The organism is Streptomyces angustmyceticus, assembly GCF_019933235.1.
Taxonomy (GTDB): Bacteria; Actinomycetota; Actinomycetes; order Streptomycetales; family Streptomycetaceae; genus Streptomyces; species Streptomyces angustmyceticus.
In genome coordinates, this window is sequence record NZ_CP082945.1 from 4,044,163 (window position 1) to 4,055,711 (window position 11,549).

Below are 11,549 nucleotides of genomic sequence, written 5' to 3' on the forward strand. Positions count from 1 at the left end.
GCTGTGTGGCTATGCAGCTGTGTAGGCGCGAGACGTGGCGTACGCAGTTGATGCAGGCCCGGTTGATGGCGGATGCCGCTGTGGGACCGGCGCAGCCTTCTCTGCCTGCTCGGGCGGCCCATGGACCGGCAGGCAGTTGTTCACGGTTGCCGGTCCCATCCCGGACCCGCTCCTGGGGAGGGAGCAGATCGGCGCCCGGCGCCGTACCGCCTGCCCCTGCCTCCGCCTCGGGCCCGCCCCGGAGCGGACCTACCGGTCGAAGTCCAGCTCGACCTTCTCCGTGACCGGGTGGGACTGGCAGGCCAGGACATACCCCGCGTCGACCTCGTCGGATTCCAGGGCGAAGTTGCGGTCCATGCGTATCTCGCCCGACACCAGGAAGGCGCGGCAGGTGCCGCAGACGCCGCCCTTGCAGGCGTACGGGGCGTCCGCGCGGTTGCGCAGGACGGCTTCGAGCAGCGACTCGCTGTCGTGGACCGGCCAGGTGCCGGAGCGGCCGTCGAGGGTGGCGGAGACGGTGCTGTGTGCTGGAGTGGTGGTGGCGGGGGCGGTCGGGGTGCCGTTGTCGACGTGGAAGATCTCTTCGTGGATGCGGGTGCGGGGCACGTCGAGGGCGCGGAGGGCGCGTTCGGCGCCTTGGACCAGGCCGTAGGGGCCGCACAGGTACCAGCCGTCGACGGAGTCGATCTTCAGGAGCGCGGGCAGGAGGGAGCGGAGCCGGGTCTCGTCCAGGCGGCCGGAGGGCAGGCCGGCTTGTTGTTCCTCGCGGGAGAGGGTGTGGATGAGCTGGAAGCGCTGGGGATAGCGGTCCTTGAGGTCGGCCACCTCCTCCAGGAACATCGTCGATGCCGCCGTGCGGTCGCTGCGGATGAGGCAGAAATGGGCGTCCGGCTGCCGGTCGAGCAGGGTGGCGGCGATGGACAGCACGGGCGTGATGCCGCTGCCGCCGACGATGCCGACGAAGTGGCCGGGGCGGGGTTCGAGGGTGAAGCGGCCGGCCGGGGCCATCACGTCCACCGTGTCGCCGACGGCCAGTTCCTTGAGCGCGTAGGTCGAGAAGGCGCCGTCCTCGACGAGGCGGATGCCCACCCGCAGCACGGGCCGGTCGGTGGCGGGGGCGCAGATGGAGTACGTACGGCGGATCTCCTGGCCGTCGACGGATCTGCGCAGCGCGATGTGCTGTCCGGGAGTGTGCCGGAAGGTGGTGTGCAGCTCGGGCGGGACCTCGAAGGTGACGGCCACCGCGTCGTCCGTGAGCCGCTCGATCTCCCGGACCTGGAGCGGGTGGAACATCACAACTCCTTGAAGTGGTCGAAGGGTTCGCGGCAGGACTCACAGCGGCGCAGTGCCTTGCACGCCGTGGAGGAGAACCGGCTCAGCAGGGTGGTGTCGGTCGATCCGCAGTGCGGGCAGCGGATGGTGAGGTCGACGGTGACCGGGCCGTCGGCCGGTCCCGTGGGGCGCGGGGGCGCGATGCCGAATTCGGCGAGCTTGCGGCGGCCCTCGGCGGTGATCGCGTCCGTGGTCCACGGCGGGCTGAGGACCGTACGGACCTCGACCTCGGGCATCCCGTGGTCGTGCAGCACGCGCTCGATGTCGGCCGACATCGCTTCGATGGCGGGGCAGCCGGTGTAGGTCGGGGTGAGGTGCACCTCGACCCGGCCGGGCGCGGTCAGGTGGACATCGCGCAGCACACCGAGTTCGGCGAGGGTGAGTACCGGCAGCTCGGGGTCGGGAACGGAGCCGGCCAGCGCGCGCAGTTCCTCTTCGAGGGCGGCGGTGGTCACCATGCCGCCCCCGGGTGGCTGCGGTGGAGGTGCTGCATCTCGGCGAGCAGCCGTCCGAACGACTCGGTGTGCAGGCCCTGGCGGCCCGCGCCGGCCGTCCAGGCGCCGTGCCGGGGGCCTTCGGGGACGGTGAGGGCGGCCTGCTCCAGGGTGGCGGTGATGCGCGCGGTCCAGCTGTCGTGGAGGGCCGGCCAGGGCACCGTTTCCAGGCCCTCCACCGGTTCGAAGAGTTCGCCGGTGAAGCGCCAGAGGGCGTCCAGGGCGTGTTGCATCCGGGTGTGGCTCTCGTCGGTGCCGTCGCCCAGGCGCAGTGTCCACTGGTGGGCGTGGTCGCGGTGGTAGGCGACCTCCTTGACGGCCTTCGCGGCGAGCGGGGCCAACTCGCTGTCGGTGGTGGCGAGATGACCGAACAGCAGCTCCTGGTAGGTGGAGAAGTAGAGCTGGCGGGCGATGGTGTGGGCGAAGTCGCCGTTGGGCTGCTCGACGAGCTGGAGGTTGCGGAACTGCCGCTCCTCGCGCAGATAGGCCAGTTCGTCCTCATCGCCCACGAGGGAGAGCAGCACACGGGCCTGGCCGAGCAGGTCCAGCGCGATGTTGGCCAGCGCGACCTCCTCCTCCAGGACGGGCGCGTGGCCGGCCCATTCGCCCAGACGGTGGGAGAGGATCAGGGCGTCGTCCCCGAGGGGCAGGGCCGGGGTGGCGGTGACGTTCATCAAAGGTGATGCACCCCGTCCGGAATCTCGTAGAAGGTCGGGTGGCGGTAGGGCTTGTCACCGGACGGCTCGAAGAAGGAGTCCTTCTCGTCCGGTGAGGAGGCGGTGACCTCGGCGGAGGGCACCACCCAGATCGAGACGCCCTCCGAGCGGCGGGTGTAGAGGTCGCGGGCGTTGCGCAGCGCCATCGCGGCGTCCGGCGCGTGCAGGCTGCCGGCGTGGGTGTGGGAGAGGCCGCGGCGGCTGCGGACGAAGACCTCCCACAGGGGCCAGTCCGCGGGCCGGGCGGGCGCGTCCGCGGTGGGCGCGGGGGCCTCGGCGGGGCGTGGAGTCGTCATCGGGTGGCCTCCCCGTGCTTGGCCGCGTGTGCGGCGGCTGCCTCGCGCACCCAGGCGCCTTCCTCGTGCGCCTGCCGGCGGCGGTTGATCCGCTGTTCGTTGCAGGGACCGTTGCCCTTGAGGACCTCGCGGAACTCGGCCCAGTCGATCGGGCCGAAGTCCCAGTGGCCGCGCTCGTCGTTCCACGTCAGGTCCGGGTCGGGAAGGGTGAGCCCGAGGGCCTCGGCCTGGGGGACGCAGATGTCGACGAAGCGCTGGCGCAGCTCGTCGTTGGAGTGCCGCTTGATCTTCCAGGCCATGGACTGGGCGGAGTGCGCGGACTCGTCGTCCGGCGGCCCGAACATCATCAGCGACGGCCACCACCAGCGGTTCACCGCGTCCTGCGCCATGGCGTGCTGTGCCTCGGTGCCGCGGCTGAGGGTCAGCAGGAGTTCGTAGCCCTGCCGCTGGTGGAAGGACTCCTCCTTGCAGATGCGGACCATCGCGCGGGCGTAGGGGCCGTACGAGCAGCGGCACAGGGGGACCTGGTTGGTGATCGCGGCGCCGTCCACCAGCCAGCCGACTGCTCCGACGTCGGCCCAGGTCAGGGTCGGGTAGTTGAAGATCGAGGAGTACTTCTGGCGGCCGGAGTGCAGCTTGTCGAGCAGTTCGTCGCGGCCGGTGCCCAGGGTCTCGGCGGCGCTGTAGAGGTACAGGCCGTGGCCGGCTTCGTCCTGCACCTTCGCCATCAGGATCGCCTTGCGGCGCAGGGACGGCGCCCGGGTGATCCAGTTGCCCTCCGGCTGCATGCCGATGATCTCGGAGTGGGCGTGCTGTGCGATCTGCCGCACGAGTGTCGAGCGGTAGGCGTCCGGCATCCAGTCCCGCGGTTCGATGCGCTCGTCCGCGGCCACGGTGGCGTCGAAGACGGCCTCGCGGGCCGCCGTCTCTTCCGGCGCGATCGTCGTCATATGGTGCCCCCTCGCTCCCGACCGACCGATCGTTCGGTTCAATGGTGAGTGGGCGGACCTCGGGTGTCAAGCCTGTGGATAACCCGGAGAGGGTGTGCCCGCTGCGGCCGCGTAGGTACGGTTCCGGAGCGGAGTCGGCCGCATGGATTCTGGGAACGGGGCGGGAATGCAGTCATACGGGGACGAAACGCGGCCATTGTCCGCGCTCTCGCTGCCCTCGCGGATCGTCATAGGGGTGGCGGCCTGTGCCGTCGCGGTCATCGTCGCGATCCACATCGCCATGATGTTCCTGCACGTCGCGCCGTCGAACACGCTCAGCAAACAGCAGGGCGCCCTGATCAGCGACTACGTCTACCCGGAGTACGAGCAGAACTGGAAGCTGTTCGCACCCAACCCGCTCCAGCAGAACATCGCGGTCCAGGTCCGCGCCCAGCTGCGCACCGGGGACGGCACCTCGCGGACCACCGGCTGGACCGATCTGACCGCCCGCGACGGCCAGGGCATCCTCCACAACCCGCTGCCCAGCCACACCCAGCAGAACCAGCTGCGCCGCGGCTGGGAGCTCTTCCTCAGCACCCACAACGCGCAGAACCGCCCCGTCGGCCTGCGCGGTGAGCTGTCCGAGCGCTACATCCGCCGGATCGTGCTGCTCCGGATGGACGGCGAGTGGACGACGGGCGGCAGCAGGGTCGAGCAGGTCCAGGTCCGCTCGCAGACGACGCCGGTCCGCCCGCCGCCGTGGAGCTCCGAGAAGATCAGCGAGAAGCCCGTGTACCGCGTGCTGCCCTGGTGGCAGGTCACCGCAGACGACCTGCCCGAGGGGGCGAAGAACCAGTGACGTCACCGACTCCCCACCAGCCCCAGCCGACGCCGGGCGCTCAGCAGGCCCCGCACACCACGGACCCGGCCGGCGGCCACAGCGCGGAACCGGCCGACGTGCCGCAGCAGGCGCAGGCACCACAGACGTCCCCGGAGCCCGTCCCCTACCAGGAGACCCGCATCGAGCGCGCCATCGGACGCGGCTTCGGACGGGTCACCAGCAGTGCGCTGGCCCCGTACCAGACGGCCGTGATCCGGATCGGCTTCTCGGCGACGTGGCTGCTCTTCCTGCTGCGCGAATGGCCGCACCGCGCGGTGCTCTACGGGCCCGACAGCCCCTGGAACCTGGACATGGCGCGCCGCCTCCTGGACGGCAACCACGCCTTCTCCGTGCTCCCCTGGTCGGACGGCCGCGGCTGGTTCGAGTGCGTCTACCTGATGGCCGTCGTGGCCAGTGCGCTGCTGATGCTCGGCTGGCGCACCCGCACCATGTCGGTGCTCTTCATGGTCGGCGTGCTCTCGCTGCAGAACCGCAGCATCTTCATAGGCGACGGCGGCGACAACGTCATCCACCTGATGTCGATGTATCTGGTGCTGACCCGGTGCGGGCAGGTCTGGTCGCTGGACGCGCGCCGGGCGAAGCGCGCGGCGGCCGCCTCCGGTGAGGGCGCGAACGCCCCCTCCCGCGACCTGCCCGGCGTCGTCCTGTGGGCCGCGCTCGGCCTCATCCTGGCCGTCGCCCAGCTGAGCGGCAGCTACGGTCTCGACTGGTCCGAGGGAGGACCGTTCCCGCACCTCGGCTGGAGCGTGGTGCTGTGGGGCCTGTGGCTGGCGCACGGCCTGTGGTGGGCGGTGCAGCGCTACGCGCCCGGTGAGCCGCGCACCGTCCTGGACACCCTCGCCAAGCTCGCCCACAACGGCGCGCTGCTGGTGATCGTGGTCGAGGTCTGCCTGATCTACGCCACCGCCGGCTGGTACAAGATCCAGGGCTCGCGCTGGCAGGACGGCACCGCGGTCTACTACCCGATGCACCTCGACTACTTCTCCCCCTGGCCGGCGCTGTCCGAGCTGCTGGGCAGCAACGGCGTGATGGTCATGCTGATCACCTACGGGACGGTGATCGTGCAGGTCGCCTTCCCGTTCACGCTCTTCAACCGCCGGCTGAAGAATGTGCTGCTGGTCGCGATGATCTGCGAGCACCTCTCGATCGCGTTCCTGCTGGGACTGCCGTTCTTCTCGCTCGCGATGGTCGCCGCCGACGCGGTCTTCCTGCCGACGAACTTCCTGACCTGGCTCTCCGGGCGCCTCTCCGACCTGCGCGAACGGCTGTTTCCGCGGGGCGGTGCGACCCGGCGGGGCGACGGTGCCGGGGGCGGCGGGCCGGCGGCCCGTACGGGGCACGACGGCGAGGGCCATACGCTCGTGGGGTGAGCAGCGAGAAAACCGCCCCCGCCGAGCCCCTTCAGTACGACGAGGGGTTCGGGACCCAGATCGGCGTGGGACCCCATCCGGAGCCCTGGCCCGAGGACGACCGCCTGGATCCCGAGCTGCTCGCGCACGGCGACCGCCGCAACGTCGTCGACCAGTACCGCTACTGGACGCGCGAGGCGATCGTCGCCGACCTCGACACCCGTCGCCATGACTTCCATGTGGCGGTCGAGAACTGGGGCCACGACTTCAACATCGGCTCGGTGGTGCGGACCGCGAACGCGTTCCTGGCCAAGGAGATCCATATCGTCGGGCAGCGCCGCTGGAACCGCCGCGGCGCGATGGTGACCGACCGCTACCAGCATGTCCGCCACCACCCGGACACCGCGGACCTCACCGCCTGGGCGGCGGCAGAGGAGCTGCCGATCATCGGGATCGACAATCTCCCCGGTTCCGTGCCGCTGGAGACCACCGCGCTGCCGCGGCGCTGTGTGCTGCTGTTCGGCCAGGAGGGGCCGGGGCTGACCGAGGAGGCGCGCCGGCACGCCTCACTGGTCTGCTCGATCGCGCAGTTCGGCTCCACCCGCTCGATCAACGCGGGGGCCGCGGCCGCCATCGCGATGCACGCCTGGATCGGCCGCCATGCGCGGATCGACGGGCCGGACGGCCGCTGAGGGAGCTTCCGCCCCATCGGCCGCCCGGCGCGGGGCCCGGAGAGCCTCCCGGGCCCCGGTGCCCCGGCCCGTCACGCGGGCCGTCGCACCTCCACCGTCCGGAAGCGGCCGGCGACGAAGGCGCCGTCGCACAGCGCCGCATTGGCCGCCGGGTTGCCGCCCGAGCCGTGGAAGTCCGAGAACGCCGCGGTCTGGTTCACATAGACCCCGCCGGTCAGATTCAGCGACAGCTGGGCGCACTCCTCCAGGCAGGCCTCCTCCACCAGCTGCTCGATCTCGGCGGAGGTGGTGTACGCGCCGACCGTCATGGCGCCCTTCTCGCGGACCGTGCGCCGCAGCAGATCCACCGCGTCGGCCGTGGAGCCGACGGCCACCGCGAAGGACACCGGGCCGAAGCGCTCCTCCAGGCAGGTCGCCTCGGTGCCCGGCTCGGCGCCGTCCAGCTTGACGATCACCGGCGTCCGGACCGTGGCGCCGGGGAACTCCGCATGGGCGACCTCACGGGAGGCCAGGGCCACCTCGCCGAGCCCCGAAGCCGCGTCGATCCGCTCCTTGACCTGCGGGTTGACGATGGCGCCCAGCAGGGCGCTGGCCCGCGCGTCGTCGCCCAGCAGGCCGTTCACCGCGCCCGCGAGATCGCTGACCACCTCGTCGTACGACTTCGGGCCGGCGTCGGTGGTGATGCCGTCGCGGGGGATCAGCAGATTCTGCGGGGTGGTGCACATCTGGCCGCTGTAGAGCGACAGCGAGAAGGCGAGGTTGCCGAGCATGCCCTTGTAGTCATCGGTGGAGTCGATGACGACGGTGTTGACGCCGGCCTTCTCCGTGAAGACCTGCGCCTGCCGGGCGTGCGTCTCCAGCCAGTCGCCGAAGGCGGTCGAGCCGGTGTAGTCGATGACGCGGACCTCGGGTCGGACGGCCAGCGTCTTGGCCAGGCCCTCGTCCGGCCTGTCCACCGCCAGGCACACCAGGTCCGCGGGGAAGCCGGCCTCGGCGAGCACCTCGCGGGCCACCTCGACGGTCAGCGCCAGCGGCAGCACGGCGCGCGGGTGCGGCTTGACCAGCACCGGGTTGCCGGTCGCCAGAGAGGCGAACAGGCCCGGGTAGCCGTTCCACGTCGGGAAGGTGTTGCAGCCGATCATCAGGGCGACGCCGCGCGGCACGGCCGTGAAGCTCTTGCTGAGTTCGAGCGGGTCGCGCTTGCCCTGCGGCTTCGACCACGGCGCCTGCTCCGGGACGCGGACCTGCTCGGCGTACGCGTACGCCACCGCCTCCAGGCCGCGGTCCTGGGCATGCGGGCCGCCCGCCTGGAACGCCATCATGAAGGCCTGGCCGCTGGTGTGCATCACGGCCTGCGCGAACTCATGGGTGCGGGCGCTGATCCGGGCCAGGATCTCCAGACACACCGCGGCGCGCGTCTCGGGGCCGGCGTCCCTCCAGACGGGGAGCGCGGCGCGCATGGCCGGCAGCAGCACGTCCACGTCCGGGTGCGGATAGGTGATCTCCAACTTCAGGCCGTACGGGGAGACTTCCTCGCCGGTCCAGTCGTCGGTGCCGGGCTGGTCGAGCTCGAACCGCTGCCCGCGCAGTGCCTCGAAGGCGGCCAGCCCGTCGGGCGCGGCGGTCTCGCCGTACGCCTTCGGGTGCTCGGGGTGCGGGGACCAGTAGGCGCGGGTGCGGATCGCCTCCAGCGCCTGGTCGAGCGTCGGGCGGTGCTTCTCGATCAACTGCGCTGCGGTCATTTCGGCGGCCATCGATGACCAACTCCTCGTCGAGCCGGGCGGAGAGCGGATAAGGGCTGGGAGCGGACAGGCAACAGAGTTAGAGTAACCGAACGATCGGTCGGGGCAAGAGGTCCCGGCCCGCCTGTGGAAAAGTCGGTCGGGGAGGATCAGCTGGCATGACGGCAATCGGAACCAGCAGCACCGTGGCAGTGGTCGGCACCGGCACCATGGGGCAGGGAATCGCGCAGGTCGCGCTGGTCGCGGGCCATCCGGTACGCCTCTACGACACCGCCCCCGGACGCGCCGGGAAGGCCGCCGGGGAGATCGTGCGCCGACTGGACCGGCTCGTCGAAAAAGGCCGGATCACGGCGGACGAGCGGGATGCCGCCCGCGCGCGCCTCTCCCCCGCCGACGCCCTCGCGGAGCTGGCCGACGCCGCACTCGTCATCGAGGCGATCCTGGAGCAACTCCCCGCCAAACAGGAGCTCTTCACCGCCCTGGAGGGCATCGTGGCGGCGGACTGCCTGCTGGCCACCAACACCTCCTCGCTGTCCGTGACCGCGGTCGCCGGCCGGCTGCGCCATCCCGGCCGCTGCGTGGGCATGCACTTCTTCAACCCCGCGCCGCTGCTGCCCCTGGTCGAGGTGATCAGCGGCTTCGCCACCGACGAGGCCGCCGCCGCCCTCGCGTACGACACCGCGGCGGCCTGGGGCAAGACGCCGGTGCGCTGCACGGACACCCCCGGTTTCATCGTCAACCGCATCGCCCGCCCCTTCTACGCCGAAGCCCTGCGGGTCTACGAGGAGCGCGTCGCCGATCCGGCCACCATCGACGCGGTGCTGCGCGACGGCACCGGCTTCCGGATGGGGCCCTTCGAACTGACCGACCTCATCGGGCAGGACGTCAACGAGGCGGTCACCCACTCCGTGTGGCAGGCCTTCTTCCAGGACCCCAAGTTCACCCCCTCCCTGGCGCAGCGCCGGCTGGTCGAGTCCGGGCTGCACGGCCGCAAGGCGGGGCGGGGCTGGTTCGACTACTCCGAGGGCGCCACCCGGCCCGAACCCCGGACCGCCGCGCCCTGCCCGGCCCCCGCGTCCGTCGGCCTGCACGCGAAGCTCCCCGGCCCCGCGGCGGTGCTGCGCGAGCTCATCGAGGAGGCGGGCATCAAGGTCACCCGCGACCGGACGCCGTGGGAGTCGGAAGGCTTCCTCCGGCTGCCCGGCGGGGCGTGTCTGGCGCTGACCAACGGCTATCCGGCGACGTCCAACGCCTACGGGAAGTACATCCGCTTCGACCTCTCCCTGGACTACCGCGCCGCCACCCGGATCGCCCTGGCGCCCTCGGCGGCGGTCTCCGAGGCGGACCTCGCCGAGGCGGCCGGGCTGTTCCAGGCGCTGGGCAAGCAGGTCAGCGTCATCGAGGACGTACCGGGGATGATCGCCGCCCGGACCCTCGCGATGATCATCGACTTCGCCGTGGACGCCGCGGCCCGCGGGGTCGCCGCCCCCGAGGACATCGACACGGCCATGCGGCTGGGCGTCAACTATCCCGGCGGCCCCATGGAGTGGGTCGAGCGGCTCGGCGCCCAGTGGGTATGGGATCTGCTGGATTCGATGCACCACCAGAATCCCGGTGGACGCTACGTACCGTCCTGGGCGCTGCGGCGCCGTGCGGACCTCGAGGAACAGGTGCTCTAATCATGACCATGGCCAAGCGCGACACCTACACGCCCGATTCGCTGCTCGCGGTCGCCGTCGAGGTGTTCATCGAGCGCGGCTACGACGGCACGTCCATGGAGCACCTCTCCAAGGCGGCCGGCATCTCGAAGTCCTCGATCTACCACCACGTCCGCAGCAAGGACGAGCTGCTGCACCGCGCCATAAGCCGCGCCCTGGACGGGCTGTTCGCCGTGCTGGAGGAGCCGGGCGCCCTGGAGGGGCGGGCGATCGAGCGGCTGGAGCACGTCACCCGGCGCGTGGCCGAGGTGCTGATGGACGAACTCCCCTACGTGACGCTGCTGCTGCGGGTGCGCGGCAACACGGACACCGAGCGATGGGCCATGGAGCGCCGCAGGGAGTTCGACCACAAGGTCTCCGACCTGCTCAAGCAGGCCGCCGCCGACGGCGATCTCCGCGACGACGTGGACGTCCGGCTGGCCACCCGCCTGCTCTTCGGCATGATCAACTCGATTGTGGAGTGGTACCGGCCGGGGCGGGGCGGCGCGGTGAGCCGTGACGAGGTGGCCGAGGCCGTGGTGCGCACGGCGTTCGCGGGACTGCGCAGGCCCTGAAGCGGCCCGGCCGGCCTGGCCGGCGGCGGGTGTCGTGCTGCGCGCCGGCGCCCCTGGACGGGCCCTGTGGCAGGGCGGGCCGTGGTCCGCCCCGGCGGGTGGTCCGCCGCACCCGGCAGGGACGGTCTCCGCCCCGGCGCGGATCAGTCCTCCTCGGGCCCGAGGTCGGTCTCCTCGAAGACCAGCAGGGTGCGGGTGCTGAGCACCTCCGGGATCGACTGGATCCGGGTGAGGACCAGCTCCCGCAGCTCGCGGTTGTCCTTGGTGTGGACCAGCAGCAGCACATCGAAATCGCCGCTGACCAGCGCGATGTGGGTGGCGCCCGGCAGCGCCGTGAGCTGCTTGCGCACGGTCCGCCAGGAGTTCTGCACGATCTTCAGCGTGATGTACGCCGAGGCGCCCTGACCTGCGCGTTCCTGATCGATGAGGGCGCTGAAGCCGCGGATCACGCCGTCGTCGATCAGCCGGTTGATCCGCGCGTAGGCGTTGGCGCGCGAGACGTGGACCCGCTCGGCCACGGAGCGTATCGAGGCCCGGCCGTCGGTCTGGAGCATGCGCAGGATCGAACGGTCGATGGTGTCCAGCGGGCGTGCGGCCGGCGACGGCGGGGCGGGGGCGGGCGCCGCGGGCGGCTGCCCGCCGGAATTGGCCATCTGTTCGTCCGGCATATGGTCCCGCCTCCCCTTCGTGGACGCCCTGTCTTCATCTCAAGCTGTGCAGAACCGTTTGTCCACAGGCTGACCCCGCCTGTAGCCAAAATGCATCGGCGACCGAACAATCGGTAGGGCAGGGCGTACCCGCCCTGGCCGATTCCATCCTGCCCATC

12 protein-coding genes are annotated in these 11,549 nt (G+C 71.3%); 5 read left to right on the plus strand and 7 right to left on the minus strand.

What is annotated here, in order from left to right; all coding sequences use genetic code 11:
- Nucleotides 1-249: 249 nt before the first annotated feature.
- The 5 genes from K7396_RS18155 to paaA are packed head-to-tail and all read right to left on the minus strand — an operon-like array spanning nt 250 to nt 3,788.
- Nucleotides 250-1,293 (minus strand): 2Fe-2S iron-sulfur cluster-binding protein, encoded by a 1,044-nt coding sequence (locus K7396_RS18155; protein ID WP_086719467.1) that lies wholly within the window; start codon nt 1,291-1,293, stop codon nt 250-252.
- Nucleotides 1,293-1,790, minus strand: coding sequence for a 1,2-phenylacetyl-CoA epoxidase subunit PaaD (paaD, locus tag K7396_RS18160; RefSeq protein ID WP_086719468.1), 498 nt, complete (start codon nt 1,788-1,790; stop codon nt 1,293-1,295). The genes K7396_RS18155 and paaD overlap by 1 nt, the downstream gene beginning before the upstream one ends.
- Nucleotides 1,784-2,500 (minus strand): 1,2-phenylacetyl-CoA epoxidase subunit PaaC, encoded by a 717-nt coding sequence (gene paaC, locus K7396_RS18165; RefSeq protein WP_086719469.1) that lies wholly within the window; start codon nt 2,498-2,500, stop codon nt 1,784-1,786. The genes paaD and paaC overlap by 7 nt, the downstream gene beginning before the upstream one ends.
- Nucleotides 2,500-2,838, minus strand: a complete 339-nt coding sequence (gene paaB / locus K7396_RS18170) for a 1,2-phenylacetyl-CoA epoxidase subunit PaaB (protein ID WP_223660066.1) — start codon at nt 2,836-2,838, stop codon at nt 2,500-2,502. Before paaB ends, paaC begins: the two co-directional genes overlap by 1 nt.
- Entirely contained in the window at nt 2,835-3,788 is a 954-nt protein-coding gene (gene paaA / locus K7396_RS18175) for a 1,2-phenylacetyl-CoA epoxidase subunit PaaA (protein ID WP_086719470.1), read from the minus strand. The genes paaB and paaA overlap by 4 nt, the downstream gene beginning before the upstream one ends.
- 166 nt (nt 3,789-3,954) lie before the next feature.
- Between paaA and K7396_RS18180 the strand changes: the two genes are divergently transcribed.
- From K7396_RS18180 to K7396_RS18190, 3 genes are read left to right on the plus strand one after another with little or no spacing between them, the layout of a single operon-like run.
- Complete coding sequence (locus K7396_RS18180; protein WP_086719471.1) at nt 3,955-4,626, plus strand: DUF5819 family protein; 672 nt, start codon at nt 3,955-3,957, stop codon at nt 4,624-4,626.
- Nucleotides 4,623-6,038: an HTTM domain-containing protein gene (locus tag K7396_RS18185; RefSeq protein WP_086719472.1), complete on the plus strand. Its 1,416-nt coding sequence runs from the start codon at nt 4,623-4,625 to the stop codon at nt 6,036-6,038. The genes K7396_RS18180 and K7396_RS18185 overlap by 4 nt, the downstream gene beginning before the upstream one ends.
- Entirely contained in the window at nt 6,035-6,709 is a 675-nt protein-coding gene (locus K7396_RS18190; protein ID WP_086719473.1) for a TrmH family RNA methyltransferase, read from the plus strand. The genes K7396_RS18185 and K7396_RS18190 overlap by 4 nt, the downstream gene beginning before the upstream one ends.
- Nucleotides 6,710-6,780: 71 nt before the next feature.
- Here the strand turns inward: K7396_RS18190 and paaN are convergent, their stop codons facing one another.
- Complete coding sequence (gene paaN / locus K7396_RS18195; RefSeq protein ID WP_086719474.1) at nt 6,781-8,463, minus strand: phenylacetic acid degradation protein PaaN; 1,683 nt, start codon at nt 8,461-8,463, stop codon at nt 6,781-6,783.
- Nucleotides 8,464-8,609: 146 nt separating this feature from the next.
- Here paaN and K7396_RS18200 point away from each other — a divergent pair, with 146 nt between their 5' ends.
- Nucleotides 8,610-10,130: a 3-hydroxyacyl-CoA dehydrogenase gene (locus K7396_RS18200; RefSeq protein ID WP_086719475.1), complete on the plus strand. Its 1,521-nt coding sequence runs from the start codon at nt 8,610-8,612 to the stop codon at nt 10,128-10,130.
- 2 nt (nt 10,131-10,132) lie between these two features.
- Nucleotides 10,133-10,723, plus strand: coding sequence for a TetR/AcrR family transcriptional regulator (locus tag K7396_RS18205; protein ID WP_086719476.1), 591 nt, complete (start codon nt 10,133-10,135; stop codon nt 10,721-10,723).
- 143 nt (nt 10,724-10,866) lie between these two features.
- On the opposite strand, the gene K7396_RS18210 is transcribed toward K7396_RS18205, so the two are convergent.
- The gene (locus K7396_RS18210) at nt 10,867-11,391 is read right to left on the minus strand and encodes an Lrp/AsnC family transcriptional regulator (protein WP_086719477.1); all 525 of its coding nucleotides are present in this window, start codon (nt 11,389-11,391) and stop codon (nt 10,867-10,869) included.
- Nucleotides 11,392-11,549: the final 158 nt, after the last annotated feature.

Bases quoted from the DNA above. Each gene is read 5' to 3' on its own strand.
- K7396_RS18205 (WP_086719476.1), top strand. From the start codon at position 10,133: ATGACCATGGCCAAGCGCGACACCTACACGCCCGATTCGCTGCTCGCG.
- paaD (WP_086719468.1), bottom strand. From the start codon at position 1,790: ATGGTGACCACCGCCGCCCTCGAAGAGGAACTGCGCGCGCTGGCCGGC.
- K7396_RS18180 (WP_086719471.1), top strand. From the start codon at position 3,955: ATGCAGTCATACGGGGACGAAACGCGGCCATTGTCCGCGCTCTCGCTG.
- K7396_RS18155 (WP_086719467.1), bottom strand. From the start codon at position 1,293: ATGTTCCACCCGCTCCAGGTCCGGGAGATCGAGCGGCTCACGGACGAC.
- paaA (WP_086719470.1), bottom strand. From the start codon at position 3,788: ATGACGACGATCGCGCCGGAAGAGACGGCGGCCCGCGAGGCCGTCTTC.
- paaC (WP_086719469.1), bottom strand. From the start codon at position 2,500: ATGAACGTCACCGCCACCCCGGCCCTGCCCCTCGGGGACGACGCCCTG.
- K7396_RS18200 (WP_086719475.1), top strand. From the start codon at position 8,610: ATGACGGCAATCGGAACCAGCAGCACCGTGGCAGTGGTCGGCACCGGC.
- paaB (WP_223660066.1), bottom strand. From the start codon at position 2,838: ATGACGACTCCACGCCCCGCCGAGGCCCCCGCGCCCACCGCGGACGCG.
- K7396_RS18210 (WP_086719477.1), bottom strand. From the start codon at position 11,391: ATGCCGGACGAACAGATGGCCAATTCCGGCGGGCAGCCGCCCGCGGCG.
- paaN (WP_086719474.1), bottom strand. From the start codon at position 8,463: ATGGCCGCCGAAATGACCGCAGCGCAGTTGATCGAGAAGCACCGCCCG.